The following is a 17,924-nucleotide window of genomic DNA, read 5'->3' on the forward strand; positions in this document are numbered from 1 at the left end:
CATGCCTACGGCCCGGTGATCAGCCCGCTCGTGGTCGGCTGGTAGGGGTTGAGGCCCTTGTCGATGGCGTACTGCTTGAGGTAGCCGTCGCGTCCGAGCACCTTGATCCGCTCGGCGATCTTGGCGGCCTCGGCCCGCTCGACCTCGACCTGCGCCTGCGCCGCCTTCACCTGGGCAGCGGCCTCGGCCTCCTTGGCCTTGGCGCGTGCGACGGCCTCCTGCTGCGCGACCAGCGCGGCCTTGACCGACTCCGGCGGCACCGGCTTCTGCAGGGTGATGGCGAAGTTGGTGAAGAACTCCTCGTCGCCGTCGATCTGCCGGCCGACGAGGTCGGGCATCTGCTCGAGGACGTCCTGCTCCCACTGGGCCTTCACGTTGGGGTCGGTGTAGAGCTCGGTGTAGGTGTAGTTCTGGCTGGCGCGGTCGATCGCGGTCTCCAGCGGGCGGCTGATGTAGACGCTGAGCATCGAGAGCCAGCCGGCGGAGCCGTTGCCGTCGGCGGAGTCCATGTAGGCGGCGTACCGGTTGCCGATGAGGTCGTGGAACTTGCGGAGCGTCTCGCAGTCGGTGTTGAGCAGGAACGCCGCGACGCCGTCGACCGACATCTCGATGCCGTCCTTGCTCACGAAGGTGACCGGCTCGCGGTCGCCCATCTCCCCGAAGACGTAGTTGCGCTGCGAGGACGGGTAGGCGTAGTGCTTGTCGCCGGGGCCGTCCCACGTGCGCGAGGAGCTCGAGACGCAGTCCTGGAAGCGGCGCGGGGTGAAGGCGCCGTCGCTGTAGTGCAGGGCCACCTGGTCGGGCCCGGTGGACACGGTCGTCGGGCGCGCGACGACCAGCACCCCGAGCAGGACAGCGACGACGACGCCGGCGCCGAGCACGACCTTCCCTGCGCGTCCGGCTCGGCTGGTGATGTCGGTGGTGGTCGGCATGCGGGTCCTCACGCGTTCGGACCGCCGGGAAGGCGGCGGTGTCGGGTGGCGATCTCGTCGATGATGATCGTGGACAGCTCGGGCGAGACGTCGCGGTGCTGCCACGCGAGCTCGCGGAGCTGCTCGATGAAGGCGTCACGCTCGGCGAGCGCCGGACCACCGTCGGTGGGGGCCGCGACCGAGGACCGGCCGAGCGCCCAGCCGGCGCTGCCGGCCACGAGGGCGACGAGCACGACGACGAGCAGCAGCGTGAGAGCCATGGCGGCATCCTGCCCTGCCGGGACGGGTTGAACCCTCCTTTTCCGGCGGGGTCGCGACGGACTTCGAGCGCGCTCGACGTTGTCGGGCGGGTCTAGCGTGGAGGACGTGACTGAAGCGATCCAGCAGGACGGGCACCCCGCACCCAGCACCCTCGGCCAGCTCCGCGAGAGCGGCCACCGGCTCAAGCCCCTGCGCCAGGAGCTCCGCGACAACCTGCTCGCGCGGCTGCGCGACGGGGTGGACCCGTGGCCGGGGCTGCACGGCTTCGCCGACACCGTCATCCCGCAGGTCGAGCGGGCGCTGCTCGCCGGCCACGACATCGTGCTGCTCGGCGAGCGCGGCCAGGGCAAGACCCGGCTCCTGCGCTCGCTGGTCGCACTGCTCGACGAGTGGAGCCCGGTCATCTCCGGGTCCGAGCTCGGCGAGCACCCCTACGACCCCATCAGCGTCACCTCCCAGCAGGCGGTGGCGACGTACGGCGACGACCTGCGCATCTCGTGGCGCCACCGCGACCAGCGGTACGCCGAGAAGCTCGCGACGCCGGACACGTCGGTCGCCGACCTGATCGGCGACGTCGACCCGATGAAGGTGGCCGAGGGGCGCCACCTCGGCGACCCGGAGACCATCCACTTCGGCCTCATCCCGCGCAGCCACCGCGGCATCGTCGCGATCAACGAGCTGCCCGACCTCGCCGAGCGCATCCAGGTCGCGATGCTCAACGTGATGGAGGAGCGCGACATCCAGATCCGCGGCTACGTGCTGCGGCTCCCGCTCGACGTCCTCGTCGTGGCGAGCGCCAACCCCGAGGACTACACCAACCGCGGGCGGATCATCACGCCGCTCAAGGACCGCTTCGGCGCCGAGATCCGCACCCACTACCCGCGCGAGGTCGAGCAGGAGATCGCCGTCATCGAGCAGGAGGCCGAGCTCGTCGCCGAGGTCCCCGACTACCTCCTCGAGGTGCTCGCGCGGTTCACCCGCAACCTGCGCGACTCCCAGTCGGTGGACCAGCGCTCCGGCGTCAGCGCACGCTTCGCGATCGCCGGCGCCGAGACCATCGCCGCGGCCGCGCTGCACCGCGCCACCACGCAGGGCGAGGACGAGCCGGTGGCCCGCGTCGTCGACCTCGAGACCGCCGTCGACGTGCTCGGCGGCAAGATCGAGTTCGAGACGGGCGAGGAGGGCCGAGAGGGCGAGATCCTCACCCACCTCCTCCGCACGGCGATCGCCGAGACCGTCCGGGCGCACCTCGCCGGCATCGACCTGCGCCTGCTCGTCGAGGCCATCGAGGAGGGCGCCATGGTCAGCACCGGCGCCCGCGTCGGGGCCCGCGACTTCCTCGCCGGGCTGCCGGTGCTGGGGGAGTCCGACCTCTACGACGAGGTCTGCGACCGGCTCGGCGCCACCAACGACGGCGAGCGCGCGGCCGCGATCGAGCTCGCCCTCGAGGGGCTCTACCTCGCCCGCCGCATCGGCAAGGACACCGACGCCGGGGAGACCGTCTATGGCTGATCCGGCTGTGGCTGACCCGGTCGTCCGGCTCCGGGAGCGGCTGGGCGCGGAGCCCGGGCAGGGGATCGCGCCATGAGCCGGTTCCGCAAGTACGACGGCGGCGACCCCCTCGCGCCGCCGGTCGACCTGGCCGAGGCCCTCGACGCCATCGGGCAGGACGTCATGGCCGGCTACTCGCCGGAGCGCGCGATGCGCGAGTTCCTGCGGCGCGGGGGCACCGACCAGGCGGGGCTCGACGAGCTCGCCCGTCGCGTCGCCGAGCGCCGGCGCGAGATCCTGGAGCGCAACGACCTCGACGGCACCATGCGCGAGGTGCGCGAGCTCCTCGACAAGGCCGTGCTGGCCGAGCGGGGTCAGCTGGCCCGCGACATCACCATGGACGACGGCGACCGCGCCTTCCGCGAGCTCCTGCTCGACGACCTGCCCACCTCGACCCCCGCCGCGGTGTCCGAGCTGTCGTCGTACGACTGGCAGTCCAGCGAGGCCCGCCAGGCCTACGAGGAGATCAAGGACCTGCTCGGCCGCGAGCTGCTCGACCAGCGGTTCGCCGGCATGAAGCAGGCGCTCGAGGGTGCCACCGACGAGGACCGGCAGGCCGTCCAGGAGATGCTCGCCGACCTCAACGACCTGCTGGAGAAGCACGCGAGCGGTGGGGTCACGGACGAGGAGTTCCGTGACTTCATGGACAAGCACGGCGACTTCTTCCCCGACGACCCGCAGGACATGGACGAGCTGCTCGACTCGCTCGCCCAGCGCGCGGCCGCGGCGCAGCGGATGCTCAACTCGATGACGCCCGAGCAGCGCCAGGAGCTCATGGAGCTTTCGCAGCAGGCCTTCGGGTCGCCGCAGCTGATGGAGCAGCTGGCCCGGATGGACGCCAACCTGCAGGCCCTGCGCCCCGGTGAGGACTGGTCGGGCTCGGAGGGCTTCGAGGGCGACCAGGGGATGGGCCTCGGCGACGGCACCGGCGCGCTGCAGGACCTCGCGCAGCTCGACGCGCTCGCCGACCAGCTCGCGCAGCAGCACCACGGGGCGCGGATGGACGACGTCGACCTCGACGCCCTCGCCCAGCAGCTCGGGCCCGACGCCGCCGTGTCCGCCCGGACGTTGCAGGAGCTCGAGCGCGCGCTGCGCGACAGCGGCTACCTCAAGCGCGGCTCCGACGGCGAGCTGAGGCTCTCGCCCAAGGCCATGCGCCAGCTCGGCAAGGCCCTGCTGCGCGACGTCGCGGAGCGGATGAGCGGCCGCTCCGGCGCGCGCGAGACGCGGACGACCGGCCTCGCGGGCGAGCCGTCGGGAGCCACCCGGCGGTGGGAGTTCGGGTCCACCGAGCCGTGGGACGTGCCCCGCACGATCACCAACGCCGTGCTCCGCGACGGCGGGGCCACGCCCGTGCGCATCCAGGTCGACGACATCGAGGTGGTGGAGACCGAGGCCCGCACCCAGGCCGCGGTCGCGCTGCTGGTCGACACGTCCTTCTCGATGGCGATGGACGGCCGGTGGGTGCCGATGAAGCGCACCGCGCTGGCGCTGCACCAGCTGGTCCGGTCGCGCTTCCGCGGCGACGACATCCAGCTGATCGCCTTCGGCCGCCACGCGCAGGTGATGGAGATCGAGGAGCTGACCGCCCTCGACGCACGGTGGGACAAGGGCACCAACCTCCACCACGGTCTGCTGCTGGCCAACCGGTTCTTCCGCAAGCACCCCAACGCCCAGCCCGTGCTCCTGGTCGTGACCGACGGCGAGCCGACGGCGCACCTCGAGCCCGACGGCGAGGTGTGGTTCTCCTACCCGCCGCACCCGCTGACGATCTCGCACTCGGTGCGCGAGCTCGACGCCGCGGCGCGGCTCGGCGCGCAGACGACGTTCTTCCGGCTGGGGGAGGACCCCGGCCTCGCGCGCTTCATCGACTCGATGGCGCGCCGGGTCGACGGGCGCATGGTGAGCCCCGAGCTCGACGACCTCGGGGCGGCGGTGGTGGGGTCCTACCTCGGCTCCCGCGGTCCCGCCTCGTCGTACCGCGAGCACTTCGGTGACTGGTACGGCGGCGGCCGGGGGTTCTGGGTCTGACGGCTCACGTCAGCAGGTAGAACCGCCAGAAGCCGAACTCCTCGATCGGCAGGACCTGCACGTCCGTGAAGCCTGCCGCGGTCGCGTAGTCACGCAGCACCGACGGTCGCATCACGGTCCCCGTCCCCGCGCTCGGACTGGTCGAGAGTCCGTCGGGCAGGCAGATGAGCAAGCTGAACCCGTACATCAGCCGCTCGACCTCGTCGCCGTCCGGGGCGAAGGCCTCGGCGACGGCCTCGTCCATCACCACCAGGCACCCGCCGGGCGCGAGGGAGCGGCGCACCGCGGCGAGGACCTCGACCGGTGCCGGCATGTCGTGCACGCACTCGAAGGCGAAGGCGACGTCGTACGAGCCCGGGCCGAGGCCCGCTGCGTCGCCGTGGTGGAAGTCGACGGCCACCCCGGCCGCGGCGGCGTTGGTGCGCGCCAGCTCCACCGAGGCGAGGTCGATGTCGACCCCGGAGACGCGGGCTCCGGGGTACGCCTCGGCGAGGGCGATCGTCGACCAGCCGCCGCCCGCGCCGACGTCGAGGACCGCGGCACCCGGCCTGCTCAGCGCCTCGTGCACGCGCGGCACGCCGGCGAGCGCGGTGGCCAGCCGGGTGTCGTACCAGGGCCGGTTCCCATCGGCCTGGGACTCGCGGGCGTCGGCGCCGAGCTGTTCCCAGCTCACGCCGCCCCCGGTGCGGTACGCGTCGAGGAGGTGGGGGAGCGTCGGGCCGGTCGCGGCGAACATCCGCGCGAACGGGGCGAGGTGGTTGAGGCTCGCGCGGTCGGTCATCACCTCGGCCGTCGCAGCGGGGATGGCGAAGACACGGGTGTCGGGCTCACCGTCCCGCTCGACGGTGAGGTAGCCGGTCACGGCCTGCTGCTCGAGCCACTCCCGGGCGTAGCGGGAGTGCGTGCCCGTGCGGCGGGCGAGCTCGGGCGCCGATGCCGGGCCGTCGTCGACCAGGCTCTGGTACCACCCGAGCCGGTCGCCGAGGTAGACGGCCAGGACGTCGATGGTGCCCAGCAACGAGCCGAAGAGGCGCTCGGCCAGCTCGTCCGAGGTGGGTGCGGCCATTCCTCAGTGTGGCAGCACCCGGGGACGGTGGCACTCCCACGTCTGGTGTATCGGCGGCGAGGCCGGCACGGACGAGTGGATGAGGTTCCCCACCGACCCGGGAGGGGAGCACGGTGGGCCTGGTCGAGCAGCGCCCCGGTGAGGCATCAGGGACGGTCGGCGGCCTCCAGCATCCGCATCAGCTCGGCGCCCATGTGCTCGATGACCGCCTGCAGCGCCCTGGCCGGGCGCACCATCACCGTGAAGTCGACGATCAGGCCGTCCGCGTCCCACGTGATCATGTCGATGCCGGACACCTGGAGGCCGCCCACCTCGGTGCGGAACTGCAGCACCGCCGAGTCCGCGCCGAGCCACTCGCGCTCGTACGCCAGCCCGGGTCCGAGCACGGTGAAGGCGGCGGTGAGGTAGCCGACGACGGTGTCGCGGCCCTCCTGGGGCGTGTGGACCGCCGGGCTGCGGAAGACCGCGTCCTCGGCGATGAGGCCGGGCAGCCCGGCCGGGTCGCGGCTCTCGACGACGGCGTGCCAGCGGGCGAGGGCCGCCTCGGACGTGGGAGTGGCCTCGGTGGGTCGGGACATGCGCGTCATCGTGCCACTCGGCACCCACGGTCTGGCAGGGTCACCCCGTGCGACTCCGAGACCTGCCCCGCGTCGTGTGGGCGCTCGCCGTGGCGCGCTTCGTCTCCTCGGCAGCGTCCTTCACGATGCTGTTCCTCACCCTCTACCTGACCGGGCCCCGCGACGTCGGGACCGCGACGGCCGGGCTCCTCGTCGGCTGCGTCGGGGTCGGCGCGCTCGCCGGGAACTTCACCGGCGGGCGGTGGGGTGACCGGATGGGCCACCGGCGGGTGCTGCTCGCGGCGTCGAGCTCGGGCGGGCTGCTGCTCATGGTGGTCCCGCTGCTGCCGGTCTGGCTGCTGACGGTCGTGTTCCCGGTGGCGGCGTACCTCCTCGCGACGGGGTCCCTCTCGGCGGGAGCCCTGTCGGCCACGGCGGTGCCGCGCGGCGAGCGTCGTACGGCGGTCGCGCTGGCGCGCGCGTCGTCCAACGCCGGCTTCGTCGTGGGACCGCCGCTGGGAGCGCTCCTGGTGTCGTGGAGCTACGACGCCCTCTTCGTCGTCGACGGCCTCGTGGTCGTGCTCGTCCGTCTGGTCCTCAGCCGGGTCCTCCCACCCGAGACGTCGGCCCCCGCGGTTGCGCCGACGGGCGGCGGGCTCTGGCGGTCGGTGCGCGTCGACCGCTCGCTGCTGGTGCTGCTGGTCGGGGTCGTGCTCGTCGACCTGGTCTACCGCCAGCTCTACTCGACGCTCCCGCTGCACCTGCGCGACGAGGGCCAGCCGGTGTGGCTCTACGCGACCGTGATCGCGGTCGGCTCGGCCGTGATCCTCGTGCTCGAGATCCCGGTGACTCAGTGGCTGACCGGCCGTGACGCGCTCGGCATCGTGGCGACGGGCTACGCCCTGGTCGGGATCGGCACCGCGATGTTCGCGCTGCCTGTCACCGTCGTGTCCGTGCTGCTGGCGATGCTGGTGCTCACCGTCGGCGAGATCCTTTACAAGACCACCGCGACCGCCCACGTGCTCGACCAGGCGCCCGACCACCTCGTCGGCCAGTACCAGGGCCTCTACTCGGGCGCCGCCACGAGCGGGACGCTGCTCGCCGCGCCGGTTGGGACCGCGGTGTACGCCGCCGCGCCCGCGCTGCTGTGGCCGCTGATGGCGGCGGTGGCGATGGCCGCGGCGGCCTTCGTGCTGCTCGCCCGGCGCGTGGCCGTGCCGGACGCGGGCCTCAGTCGGCGAAGCCCGGAAGCGACTCTTCGAGGATCTCCCGGAACGGCACAGCGGCGCCGAGCTGGCTGAGCAGCCCGAGGGCGCCGAGCCAGGTCCGGTGGATGAGGAGGTAGGACGTCGGCAGGTTGAGCTTGGTGGCGAGGGTGAACGTCTCGGCGCGGGGGTCGTTGATCCGCTCGAACTGCCCGCGCATCCACTCGCGGGTGAACGTGAAGCGCTCCTGGTCGGCCGGCTCGACGAACGGCGCGAGGTAGTCGAGGAGCAGCGCGGGGTCGACCTCGATGCGGTCCTTGATGAAGCCCTCCTCGCGGAGCCCCGCGACGAGCGACTCCTCGTCGGACTCCAGCGCGATCCGGATCAGCCGCCCCATCGCCTCCGGGAGCTGGCCCTGCGGCAGCCGGGCCACGGCCCCGAAGTCGAGCACCCCGAGGCGGCCGAGACCACCGTCGGGGGCGGGGATGACGCGGTAGTTGCCCGGGTGGGGGTCGGCGTGGAGCATGCCGGTGCGCCGCGGGCCCTCGAACAGGAACCGGACGAAGAGCTCGCCGTAGTGGTCGCGCTCCTCCTGGGTGCCGTCGCGGATGACGTGGGCGAGGGAGTAGGCGGAGTCGAGCCACTCGGTCACGAGCACCTCGGCGCCGACGGAGACGACCCCGGGCACGACGATGTCGGGGTGGTCCGCGAACGCCTCGGCGTAGGCCGCCTGCGCCTCCGCCTCGAGGTGGTAGTCGAGCTCGTCGGCCGCGCGCTCCTGCAGCTCGGCGACGAGCGGCTTGATGTCGATGCCGGGGAAGACCGGCGCGACGCCGCGCGCGACGCGGGCGATCTGGCGGAGGTCGGACATCAACGCCTCGCCGGCACCGGGGTACTGCACCTTGACGGCGACGTCCCGCTCGTCCTCCGACCCGGGACCACCCGCCAGGTCGCGCCAGCGGCCGCGGTGCACCTGCCCGATCGAGGCGGCCGCCGTCGGTGCGCCGTCGAGCCAGACCAGCCGCTGCGACCAGTCGTCGCCGAGGTGGGCCGCCAGCTGCTCGCGCACGGTCGCGGTCGGCATCGGGGGAGCGGAGTCCTGCAGCGCCGTGAGGTGCTCGCGATAGGGCGCGGCGACCTCCTCGGGCAGGGCGGACTCCAGCACGCTGAGCGCCTGGCCGAACTTCATCGCCCCGCCCTTGAGCTCCCCGAGCGTGCGGAAGAGCTGCTCGGCGGTGCGCTGCTGCACGTCGGTGAGCACGGCGTCGGCAGGCCTGCCCCCGAGCCGCTTGCCCAGCCCGATCGCCTGCCGCCCGGCGTAGCCGAGCGGGAGCGCAGCGAGGCGGGCCGTGCGCGCTGCGGCCTTGCGGGGGAGCTCGGTCATGCCTCCATTGTCCGGGTCCGCGCAATCGGGTTGCCAGACCCGCTCCGACATGGCGCGTCCAGGGGCCCACCAGCGCGGGGCGTGACCTCGCGCGGAACCGCTCGTTGGACCTCACGACGACCTCGACCTCTCGGGAGGACCACCGTGCGACCCAGGACCCTTCTCGCGTGCGCGGCCAGCGTGCTCGCCGCCACCGCGACCTTCGGAGTCGGCGCGTCCGCGCCGGCCGCGGGACGGGCGACCGCCCCGGCCGCCGCCCGGGCTGACGTCTCCGACTTCCTCGCCCGACAGCTCGACGGGCTCACCGGCCGGACCACCGTGATGGTCCACGGCACGTCCATCACCGCAGCCCGCGAGGCCGTCGCAGCCACCGGGATGCGGAAGAGCGGGGAGTTCACCCGCATCGGCGTCGTCATCGCCGACGCCACCCGCAGCCAGGTCGAGGCGGTCCGGGGCCAGAGCGGGGTGACCTACGTCGAGGGCGGGGCGCAGCCGATCGAGTTCTTCGCCGACAACCTGGCCGAGACCTCCAACGTCGCGACCCGCGGCGCCGAGGCGGCCGCCACCCTGACCGGCGCCGACGGCACGCCGCTCACCGGCAAGGGCGTCAGCGTCGCGGTCATCGACTCCGGCGTGGACCCCACCCACCCCTACCTCACGGAGGCCGACGGCTCGAGCGCCGTCGTCGCCAACCTCAAGGCGCTGTGCGAGCCGCTCACCGAGACCTGCTCCGTGCAGCGCGTGCCTGCCGTCGTCGACACCGACACCCTGTCGGTCGGCGGGCACGGCACCCACGTCAGCGGCATCGTCGCCGGCCGCCCCACCACGCTGACCGACGGCGGGACGCTGCAGGGCGCCGCCCCCGGCGCGGGGCTGGTGTCGATCTCGACCGGCGCGGGAATCGTGATCCTCGGTGCCGACTCCGCGCTCAACTGGGTGCTGGAGAACCACGAGGCGCCGTGCGGGGCCGGCGTACCTGCCTCGACCTGCCCGCCCATCAAGGTCACCAACAACTCCTACGGCCCGAGCGGCGGCGGCGAGTTCGACCCGGAGTCGGCCACCGTCAAGCTCCAGCGCGCGCTCGCGGCGGAGGGCGTCGTCACCGTGTGGGCTGCCGGCAACGACGGCGGGGACGGCTCGACGAGCCTGACCAACCCGCCCGGCCAGGACCCGACCGGCGGCATCCTCTCGGTGGCCTCCTCCTACGACCAGGACACCGGCACGCGGGACGGCGTGGTGTCCGACTACAGCTCACGCGGCCTCGCCTCCGACGCCTCGACGTGGCCCGACGTCTCGGCGCCCGGCGAGAACATCACGTCGTCGTGCCGCCTGTACCTGGCGATCTGCTCGACCGGACTCGACGTCCGCAACGGTCCCGGCGCGCTCGACATCGGCACCTTCAACACGATCAGCGGCACGTCGATGGCGGCGCCGCACGTCGCCGGGATCGTCGCCCAGCTGTTCCAGGCCGACCCGACCGCGACACCTGCCGAGATCGAGCGGGCGCTGGAGGTCTCGGCCTACAAGTTCACCGACGGAGCGGCGTACCAGTCCGGTCCGGTCGGCACCACGTCGTACGACAAGGGCCACGGCCTCGTCGACGTCGTGGCGGCAGTCGCGGCCCTGGGGTGAGTGCAGGCTCGGGCCGCGGTTGAACCAGAACCTCCCAGGAGGGCCGTCGTGCGACAGGGGCGCGGCGGTGCGCGGGGCGGGCGGAGGCCGTGGGGTCTTCCGCCCGCCTCGGTCCGGTTGCTGGGAAGGTGGGGCCATGGAGATCGAGTTCGCCGGCGAGGTGGTCGAGTGGCGCGGTCCGGCGCCGTTCTTCTTCGTCGCCCTTCCACCGGACGCGGCCGACCTCGTCGACGAGGTGAAGGCCGACGTCGTCTACTGGGGAGTGGTGCCGGTCCGCGCGTGGATCGGCGACACCGAGTTCACCACCGCGATGTTCCCGCGCGAGGACACGTGGTTCCTGCCGGTGAAGGCGGCCGTGCGTCGCGCCGAGGACCTCGACCTCGGCCAGGTCGTCGACGTACGGATGCACGTCGGGCGCGACTGAGTCGTCTGGCCGGGCCCGGGCGCCCGGTGCAACCATCGCGCGCCCCGCTGCGTCTCTCCCTACGTCCCCGTCCGGGGGCTCGACGAGAGAACGGACCAGCACCATGCGTAGGACCATCCTCAGCGCGACGACCCTGGCGGTCGTCGCCCTGGCCCTGACCCAGACCACCGCGGCGAACGCCGACGGCATCGGCGTCTCCGACCCCGCGGACCTCGGCCACGGCGTCGACCTCCGGTCGGTGGAGGTGGAGCACAAGGCACGCAACGTCGTGGTCACGACCACCCACACCAACCTGCGCCCTTCCTGGAGGACGGGCTCGTCCGGGTCGGTGTTCATCGACACCGACCCCGACGACCGCGGTCCGGAGTACCTCTTCGCCGGCGGCTTCTTCCAGGGCACCGACTACAACCTGCTTGCGGTCGACGGGTTCGACGACACCTCGCCCGAGCCGGTCGAGGGCTCCTACCGGATGCGCGTCGACTACGACACCGAGCAGGTCCGCTTCCGGATGTCCCGCGAGGCACTGGGGTCGCCCGAGGAGGTCCGCGTCGCCGTCCGCGTCGCCGGCACCCGCTCCGACGGCTCCGAGACCCCGACCGACTGGCTCGGCGCGCCGCGCAGCTGGACCGACTGGGTCGCGCAGTAGGTCGATCCCCGTCAGGTGTGCTGACCGGCCTACTTGACCTCGCGGAGCTCCTGCGGCCACCCGCACCCCTCGGCGACCCGGCCGGCCCACATCTTCGCCGTCTCGATGTCGGGCACGTCGATGATCGTGATCCCGCCGAGGTACTCCGTCGTCTCGGTGTAGGGACCGTCGGTGACCACGACCGCCCCGCTCGTGGCGTCGGCGCTGAAGGCCAGGGACATGTCCTCCACCAGCCCGCCGGCGAACACCAGCACACCGGCGGCCTCCATGTCCCTCACCACGGCCGTGCTGGGCTCCACGCGGGTGCGGTACCACTCCTCCGGGTGGTCACCGACCCACTGCTGGTGGAAGTAGATGGCGTACTTCGTCATGTCGATCCTCCTGTGCGGCCGCCCGGTGCGGCCCGTCACCACTCTGACGGACGAGGAGGCTCGGGATCGACAGGCCGGCGCAGGCTCAGTCGTGGACGACCGACGACGGCCGGTCGTAGAGCAGGTCGGCGTAGTCGGGGTGGCGCAGCATCCAGGCCTTGATGAACGGGCAGAGGGCGAGCACCCGGCGTCCGCGTGCTCGCGCACGTCGTCCAGGGCGAACCTGGCCAGGGCCGAGCCGATGCCCTTTCCCTCGTGTACCTGCTCGACCTCGGTGTGGGTGAAGACGATCAGCTGCTCGGCGAGCTGGTACTCGGCGAAGCCGGCCAGCTCCCCGGACAGGTGGGCCTCGTAGCGGTTCTGGTCGGCGTTGTCCGTGACGCGGACGGTCTCAGGCACGAGGGAAGGCTACCTGCCGGCCGGACGCCGACCGCCCTCCGAGGTCGCCCGCTCCAGGGACGGGCAGAGCTGGTGGGTGCCCAGCGCACGAGCAGCCTGCTTCGCTCCCGCGGCCAGGCAGGCGTGCACGTCGGCCCCGAGGAGGTGCGCGGCGAGGAAGCCCGCCATGAACCCGTCGCCGGCGCCGTTGGTGTCGACGACGCTCGGGACCGGCTCGGCCGGGACGTGGTGCTCGCTGCCGTCGGGCGCCAGCGCGAGGGCGCCGTCGGCGCCGAGGGTGCAGACGGCGACCTGCGCCCCACGCGTGACGCACGCGCGCAGGAGCTCGCGGACCGACGGGGCGCGGTCGCCGTTCATGAAGACGAAGCTCGCGGCGTCGGCGAAGGGGGCGTGGAACGCGCTCCGGCCGTCGTAGTCGTGCAGGTCGGTCCAGATCGGTACGCCGGTGGCCACGACGTCGCCGACCGCGTCGCGCGAGGTCTGGCTGAGGTCGAGGACGACGGCGCGTGCCCCGGCAGCCGCGCGCTGCAGGGCCAGCCTCGCTGCAGCGGTGTCCTCCCGCCCGGGCTCGGGGACGTCGAGGTAGAGCGAGACGCGCCTGCCGTGCGGGTCCATCAGGTTGAGGTGGCGCTCGCTCGGCCCGTCGACGACGGTCGCGACGACGGGGACCGAGCCGAGACGCAGAGCGGCCTCGATGTCGGCAGCCGCGGCGTCGGTCCCGAGCACCGTGTGCAGCTCGACGTCGACGCCCAGCTCACGCAGGTGGGCCGCCTTGCCGGCGGACGTGCCACCGAGCACGTGCCGGTGCGCCCGCGCGAACTGCATGTGGGGCTCGGGCGCGGGCAGCTCGTCGAGGTCGACGACCTGGTTCCACGACGCCGGACCGTGCACGACCACCTCGACCATGGCGAGGAGGCTAGCGGGCGCTCAGGCGGGGAACTTCACGCCCGTGTTGGCGTGGCAGCGGTAGCCGAAGGGGTTCTTCGCGAGGTACTGCTGGTGGGCGTCCTCGGCGTAGTAGTACGGCGTCTCGCTGGCCGGGCGGATCTCGGTGGTGATCTCGCCGAGGCCGCGACGGGCGAGCTCGTCGCCGTAGACCTTGGTCAGCTCGCGGGCGGTCTGCTCCTGCTCGGGGGTGGTCCAGTAGATCGCCGAGCGGTACTGGGTGCCGACGTCGTTGCCCTGGCGCATGCCCTGGGTCGGGTCGTGGATCTCGAAGAACTTCTTCACCAGGTCGGCGTACGACACCTTCGCGGGGTCGAAGACGACGCGGACGGCCTCGGTGTGGCCGGTGTGCCCGCTGCAGACCTCGTCGTAGGTCGGGTTGGGCGTGCTGCCGCCGGCGTAGCCGACCGACGTCGACCAGACGCCGGGGACCTGCCAGTAGATCTCCTCGGCGCCCCAGAAGCAGCCGAGGCCGAGGATGGCGACCTCGTGGCCGTCCGGGACGTCGTCGGTGACGACGGGGGTGTGCAGGACCACGTGCTCGCCCAGGGTCCACATCTGCTGCTCGCGCCCCGGGAGCGCCTGGTCGGGGGTGGGCAGGGTGCTGGGCTTGCCGAATCCGAACATGCCTCCATTGTCGCGCGCCGGGCAAGCGGCGGGTCCGCGTCTCGCCGGGCGGCCGCGACCGGTGGGGTCCCGCGGTCTAGACGTTCGCGTTGTTGCTGATGCGGGACCGCCGGGGCGGGAGGACGGTGGAGACCTCAGGAGTACTCGTGGAAAGGAATCGTCATGTCTTCACGTCGAACGGTCCGGCAGCTCCTCGTTGCCGTCTCCGTGGGGGTCCTGGTCGGGGGCGGCCTCATGGTCCTCACGCCGGCCGGAGCCGAGGTCAGCAGCGCCGTGGCCACCAACTGGAAGAAGATCTGGAACAAGGAGCTCAAGCCGCAGGCGGACCAGCGGTACTACACGAAGAAGAAGAGCGACAAGCGGTACTACACCAAGTCGGACGCCGACGCGAAGTACCAGCCCAAGGGCAGCTACGCGCTCAACGGGTCGTCGTACACCAAGGCCGAGTCCGACGGCAGGTACTACACCAAGACCGACAGTGACGGGCGATATGCCCGAAGCGCCGCCTTGGTCCGCGGGAACATCCTCCTGGCCTACAACGCGGCCGCCGCGGGTGGGCAGGGGTCCAGCGACATCTCGCTCGGTGCCACCTTCTCGGCCGCTCCGACAGTTCACGTGATCCCTGTCAACGGGGCAGTCCCCGCCGGCTGTGCCGGTTCCGCGGCTGCGCCGGATGCCTCCCCGGGCCACCTGTGCATCTTCTCGTCGCTGAACACCAACACCACCGGTCTCAACGTGTGCCGGCCGTCGACGGCCACGTGCAACGGCACCGCTGACCCGTGGGGCGCCGTGGTCTACGCAAGCGCGACCGCGGCTGGACTGGTCAACGCGTTCGCCACCTGGGCGGCTCGGCCCATCTCCGTCGTGACGACCTCGAGCAGGCCGTCGGGCGACGGCGGAGTCTCGCCGGGCGCAACAGGGTCGGGAACCAGGTAGGAGGTGCCCTCTGCTGCGGTGCTCCCGGGTCTGCGAGCAGGCGTGACGAGGTCTACCCTCGCCATGTGACCCAGGAGCACCGCAACAAGGCAGGGTTCGAGACGCGTGCGATCCACGCCGGCTACGAGCCCGACGCGATGACCGGGGCGGTCAACCCGCCCATCTACGCCAGCAGCACCTACAAGCAGGACGGCGTCGGCGGCCTGCGCGGCGGCTACGAGTACAGCCGCTCCGCGAACCCCACGCGTACGGCGCTGGAGGGCGCGCTCGCAGCGGTCGAGGACGGCGAGAAGGGCTTCGCCTTCGCCTCCGGGCTCGCCGCCGAGGACACCATCATCCGGGCGCTGACCCGCCCCGGCGACCACGTCGTCATCCCCGACGACGCCTACGGCGGCACGCACCGCCTCTTCGACAAGGTCGCCAAGGTCTGGGGCACCGACCACAGCCCGGCGTCGGTCGCCGACACCGACGCCGTGGCCGCGGCGATCGAGCCGGGCCGGACCAGGCTGGTGTGGGTCGAGACGCCCACCAACCCGATGCTCACCATCGGCGACATCGAGGCGTTGGCCGCGGTCGCCCACGACGCGGGCGCGCTGCTCGTCGTCGACAACACCTTCGCCTCGCCCTACCTCCAGCAGCCGCTCACGCTCGGCGCCGACGTGGTGGTCCACTCCACCACCAAGTACGTCGGCGGGCACAGCGACGTCGTCGGGGGAGCGGTCGTGGTGCGCGACCTCGAGCTCGCCGAGAAGATCGGCTACCACCAGAACGCCATGGGCGCGGTGGCCGGGCCGTTCGACGCCTTCCTCACCCACCGCGGCCTCAAGACCCTCGGCGTGCGCATGGACCGCCACTGCGACAACGCGGAGCGGGTCGTGCAGTTCCTCGACGGGGACCCGCGGGTCGCCGAGGTGATCTACCCCGGCCTCGCCGCGCACCCCGGCCACGAGGTCGCGGCCCGCCAGATGAAGCGCTTCGGCGGCATGATCTCCTTCCGCGTCGCCGGTGGCGAGGAGCAGGCGCTGGCGGTGTGCGAGCGGGCCGAGGTGTTCACCCTCGGCGAGTCGCTCGGTGGCGTCGAGTCGCTCATCGAGCACCCCGGCCGGATGACCCACGCCAGCGTCGCCGGCACCGACCTCGAGGTCCCCGCCGACCTGGTCCGGCTCAGCGTCGGCATCGAGACCGCCGACGACCTCGTCGGCGACCTCGACAGAGCCCTGGGCTGAGACGTGGCCGAGGCACCCGACCCGCGCTACCTCCTGGCCAACGAGCGGACCCTCCTCGCCTACGAGCGCACCGCGATCGGCCTCGTCGTGGCGGCCGTCGGCGCCCTCAACCTGCTGGACGACACCTGGCCCCACGTCACCCTCGGCATCGCCCTCCTCCTCGCCTCGGCGCTGACCGCGGGCGTCGGCTGGCACCGCTACCGCCAGGCCGAGCGGGCGATCCGGGCCGGCACCGACCTCCCCTCGGGGGTCGGCGTGCAGGTCGTCGTGCTCGCCGTGATCGCGATCATCGTGGTGGTCGGCCTGACGGTGCTGGTGTGAGCGCGGTCGTCTGCGTCGACTTCGGATCCACCTGGACGAAGGCGGCGCTGGTCGAGCTGGACAGCGGACGCCTCCTCGCCACCGCGAGCCACCCCACGACGCTCCCGGGGCCCGACGGTGACGGCGACGTCCTCGACGGGTACGACGCCTGCGTCGCCGCGCTCGCCCAGCAGGACCCGCGAGCGCTGGACGCCGACGTCCTCGCGTGCTCCAGCGCGGGCGGCGGGCTGCGCATCGCGGTCGTCGGCAACGAGGAGCTGGTCACCGCGGAGGCCGGCCGCCGGGTCGCGCTCTCCAGCGGGGGCAAGGTCGTCCTGGTCCTGCACGGCGGTCTCGACGACACCGGGCTGGCCGAGCTCCGGGCGGCCGAGCCCGACGTGGTGCTGCTCGTCGGCGGCACCGACGGCGGCAACGCCGAGGTGCTCGAGGGCGATGCCCGGTTCCTCGCGGGCCTGCCCTGGCCGGGGCCCGTGGTGGTGGCCGGCAACGTCGAGTCCCAGCCCGTGGTGGCGGACCTGCTCGCCGGCTCGGGGACGCCGCACGTGCTCGCCGACAACGTCGTGCCCCGCATCGGCGTGCTCGCCCCCGACAGCGCCCGCCGGGCGATCCGCGAGATCTTCCTCAGCCACGTCATCGGCGGCAAGCACCTCAGCAAGCGCACCGACGCCCGCGGCCGCACGTTCACCTCGATGGTGCGCGGCGCGACGCCCGACGTCGTGCTGACCGGCGTCGAGCTGCTGGCCCGGGGCCTCGACGACCAGCACCCCGGTGCGGGCGACGTCGTGGTCGTCGACGTCGGCGGCGCGACGACCGACGTGCACAGCGTCGTCGAGCTCGACCCCGAGGACAGTGGACTGGCTCGCGAGGTCGTCGCCCTCACGCCGGTGACCCGCACGGTCGAGGGCGACCTCGGCATGCGCTGGTCGGCGGTCTCGACCGTCGAGGCCGCGGGTCGCCACGACCTGCACGCGGCCGCCGTACGCCGCCGCGCGCGGCCCGACCTGCTGCCGGAGGGCAGCCCCGACCCGGCTGCCGAGCAGGACGCAGACCTCGACATCGCCGCGGCCGCCGTCCGGATCGCGCTGGAGCGCCACGCCGGCCGCAGCCGCGTGGTGGTGAGCCCGGAGGGGCGCGTGGTCGAGCGCAGCGGCAAGGACCTCCGCGAGGTCGACCTCCTGGTCGGCTCGGGCGGCGTGCTGCGCCACGGCGGCCCCGATGCCGTACGCCGCGTGCTGGCGCCGGCCACCGGCGACGCCTTCGAGGGCGGGTGGCAGCTGCCGCGGGACCCGCGCGTGGTCGTCGACCACGACTACGTGCTGGCCGCCGCGGGCCTGCTGGCCCAGGAGCACCCGGTCGCCGCCCACCGTCTGCTGGGTGGTCTCACGACGATGGGCGATCGGTAGCGTGGCC

18 protein-coding genes and 1 pseudogene are annotated in these 17,924 nt (G+C 72.9%); 10 read left to right on the plus strand and 9 right to left on the minus strand.

The genetic code is table 11. The features are described from left to right. Positions 1-5 precede the first annotated feature (5 nt). Together NYO98_RS12075 and NYO98_RS12080 are read right to left on the minus strand one after the other, a co-directional pair. On the minus strand, positions 6-932 hold the full coding sequence (locus tag NYO98_RS12075; RefSeq protein WP_268111976.1) for an SPFH domain-containing protein: 927 nt from the start codon (positions 930-932) through the stop codon (positions 6-8). 8 nt (positions 933-940) lie between these two features. Continuing rightward, the gene (locus NYO98_RS12080; RefSeq protein ID WP_268111977.1) at positions 941-1,192 is read right to left on the minus strand and encodes a hypothetical protein; all 252 of its coding nucleotides are present in this window, start codon (positions 1,190-1,192) and stop codon (positions 941-943) included. Between the two features lie 106 nt (positions 1,193-1,298). Between NYO98_RS12080 and NYO98_RS12085 the strand changes: the two genes are divergently transcribed. Both NYO98_RS12085 and NYO98_RS12090 read left to right on the plus strand, forming a co-directional pair. Then, entirely contained in the window at positions 1,299-2,705 is a 1,407-nt protein-coding gene (locus tag NYO98_RS12085) for a sigma 54-interacting transcriptional regulator (RefSeq protein ID WP_268111978.1), read from the plus strand. A 72-nt stretch (positions 2,706-2,777) separates the two neighbouring features. After that, positions 2,778-4,775, plus strand: a complete 1,998-nt coding sequence (locus tag NYO98_RS12090) for a VWA domain-containing protein (protein WP_268111979.1) — start codon at positions 2,778-2,780, stop codon at positions 4,773-4,775. A gap of 4 nt (positions 4,776-4,779) precedes the next feature. Here the strand turns inward: NYO98_RS12090 and NYO98_RS12095 are convergent, their stop codons facing one another. Both NYO98_RS12095 and NYO98_RS12100 read right to left on the minus strand, forming a co-directional pair. After that, the gene (locus NYO98_RS12095; RefSeq protein WP_268111980.1) at positions 4,780-5,841 is read right to left on the minus strand and encodes a class I SAM-dependent methyltransferase; all 1,062 of its coding nucleotides are present in this window, start codon (positions 5,839-5,841) and stop codon (positions 4,780-4,782) included. Positions 5,842-5,987: 146 nt separating this feature from the next. Further along, the gene (locus NYO98_RS12100) at positions 5,988-6,419 is read right to left on the minus strand and encodes a nuclear transport factor 2 family protein (protein ID WP_268111981.1); all 432 of its coding nucleotides are present in this window, start codon (positions 6,417-6,419) and stop codon (positions 5,988-5,990) included. Positions 6,420-6,466: 47 nt separating this feature from the next. Here NYO98_RS12100 and NYO98_RS12105 point away from each other — a divergent pair, with 47 nt between their 5' ends. Next, complete coding sequence (locus NYO98_RS12105) at positions 6,467-7,699, plus strand: MFS transporter (RefSeq protein ID WP_268111982.1); 1,233 nt, start codon at positions 6,467-6,469, stop codon at positions 7,697-7,699. Here NYO98_RS12105 and NYO98_RS12110 read toward each other — a convergent pair. Beyond that, positions 7,629-8,987 carry an ABC1 kinase family protein gene (locus NYO98_RS12110; RefSeq protein WP_268111983.1) on the minus strand — a complete coding sequence of 453 codons (1,359 nt, stop codon included), beginning with the start codon at positions 8,985-8,987 and terminating at the stop codon, positions 7,629-7,631. The two genes, NYO98_RS12105 and NYO98_RS12110, sit on opposite strands and share 71 nt — an antisense overlap. 144 nt (positions 8,988-9,131) lie before the next feature. Here NYO98_RS12110 and NYO98_RS12115 point away from each other — a divergent pair, with 144 nt between their 5' ends. The 3 genes from NYO98_RS12115 (at position 9,132) to NYO98_RS12125 (ending at position 11,689) form a co-directional block, all read left to right on the plus strand. After that, the gene (locus NYO98_RS12115) at positions 9,132-10,619 is read left to right on the plus strand and encodes a S8 family serine peptidase (protein WP_268111984.1); all 1,488 of its coding nucleotides are present in this window, start codon (positions 9,132-9,134) and stop codon (positions 10,617-10,619) included. A gap of 136 nt (positions 10,620-10,755) precedes the next feature. Beyond that, complete coding sequence (locus NYO98_RS12120; RefSeq protein ID WP_268111985.1) at positions 10,756-11,043, plus strand: DUF1905 domain-containing protein; 288 nt, start codon at positions 10,756-10,758, stop codon at positions 11,041-11,043. 103 nt (positions 11,044-11,146) lie between these two features. Further along, positions 11,147-11,689 (plus strand): hypothetical protein, encoded by a 543-nt coding sequence (locus NYO98_RS12125; RefSeq protein ID WP_268111986.1) that lies wholly within the window; start codon positions 11,147-11,149, stop codon positions 11,687-11,689. Positions 11,690-11,718: 29 nt separating this feature from the next. Here the strand turns inward: NYO98_RS12125 and NYO98_RS12130 are convergent, their stop codons facing one another. The 4 genes and pseudogenes from NYO98_RS12130 to msrA form a co-directional block, all read right to left on the minus strand. Next, the gene (locus NYO98_RS12130; protein WP_268111987.1) at positions 11,719-12,060 is read right to left on the minus strand and encodes a YciI family protein; all 342 of its coding nucleotides are present in this window, start codon (positions 12,058-12,060) and stop codon (positions 11,719-11,721) included. 85 nt (positions 12,061-12,145) lie between these two features. Further along, positions 12,146-12,459, minus strand: a pseudogene (locus tag NYO98_RS12135) (GNAT family N-acetyltransferase). A gap of 9 nt (positions 12,460-12,468) precedes the next feature. Further along, complete coding sequence (locus tag NYO98_RS12140; protein WP_268111988.1) at positions 12,469-13,365, minus strand: carbohydrate kinase family protein; 897 nt, start codon at positions 13,363-13,365, stop codon at positions 12,469-12,471. A gap of 21 nt (positions 13,366-13,386) precedes the next feature. Further along, entirely contained in the window at positions 13,387-14,031 is a 645-nt protein-coding gene (gene msrA / locus NYO98_RS12145; RefSeq protein ID WP_268111989.1) for a peptide-methionine (S)-S-oxide reductase MsrA, read from the minus strand. Between the two features lie 162 nt (positions 14,032-14,193). Between msrA and NYO98_RS12150 the strand changes: the two genes are divergently transcribed. From NYO98_RS12150 to NYO98_RS12165, 4 genes are all read left to right on the plus strand, one after another. Beyond that, positions 14,194-14,967, plus strand: coding sequence for a hypothetical protein (locus tag NYO98_RS12150; RefSeq protein WP_268111990.1), 774 nt, complete (start codon positions 14,194-14,196; stop codon positions 14,965-14,967). A 65-nt stretch (positions 14,968-15,032) separates the two neighbouring features. Further along, a complete protein-coding gene (locus tag NYO98_RS12155; protein ID WP_268111991.1) occupies positions 15,033-16,193 on the plus strand; it encodes a cystathionine gamma-synthase in 1,161 nt (386 codons plus the stop codon). Positions 16,194-16,196: 3 nt separating this feature from the next. Then, entirely contained in the window at positions 16,197-16,514 is a 318-nt protein-coding gene (locus NYO98_RS12160; protein WP_268111992.1) for a YidH family protein, read from the plus strand. Beyond that, a complete protein-coding gene (locus NYO98_RS12165) occupies positions 16,511-17,917 on the plus strand; it encodes a glutamate mutase L (RefSeq protein WP_268111993.1) in 1,407 nt (468 codons plus the stop codon). Before NYO98_RS12160 ends, NYO98_RS12165 begins: the two co-directional genes overlap by 4 nt. The last annotated feature ends 7 nt before the right edge of the window (positions 17,918-17,924 follow it).

It is taken from the genome of Nocardioides pini (assembly GCF_026712185.1).
Classification (GTDB): domain Bacteria; phylum Actinomycetota; class Actinomycetes; order Propionibacteriales; family Nocardioidaceae; genus Nocardioides; species Nocardioides pini.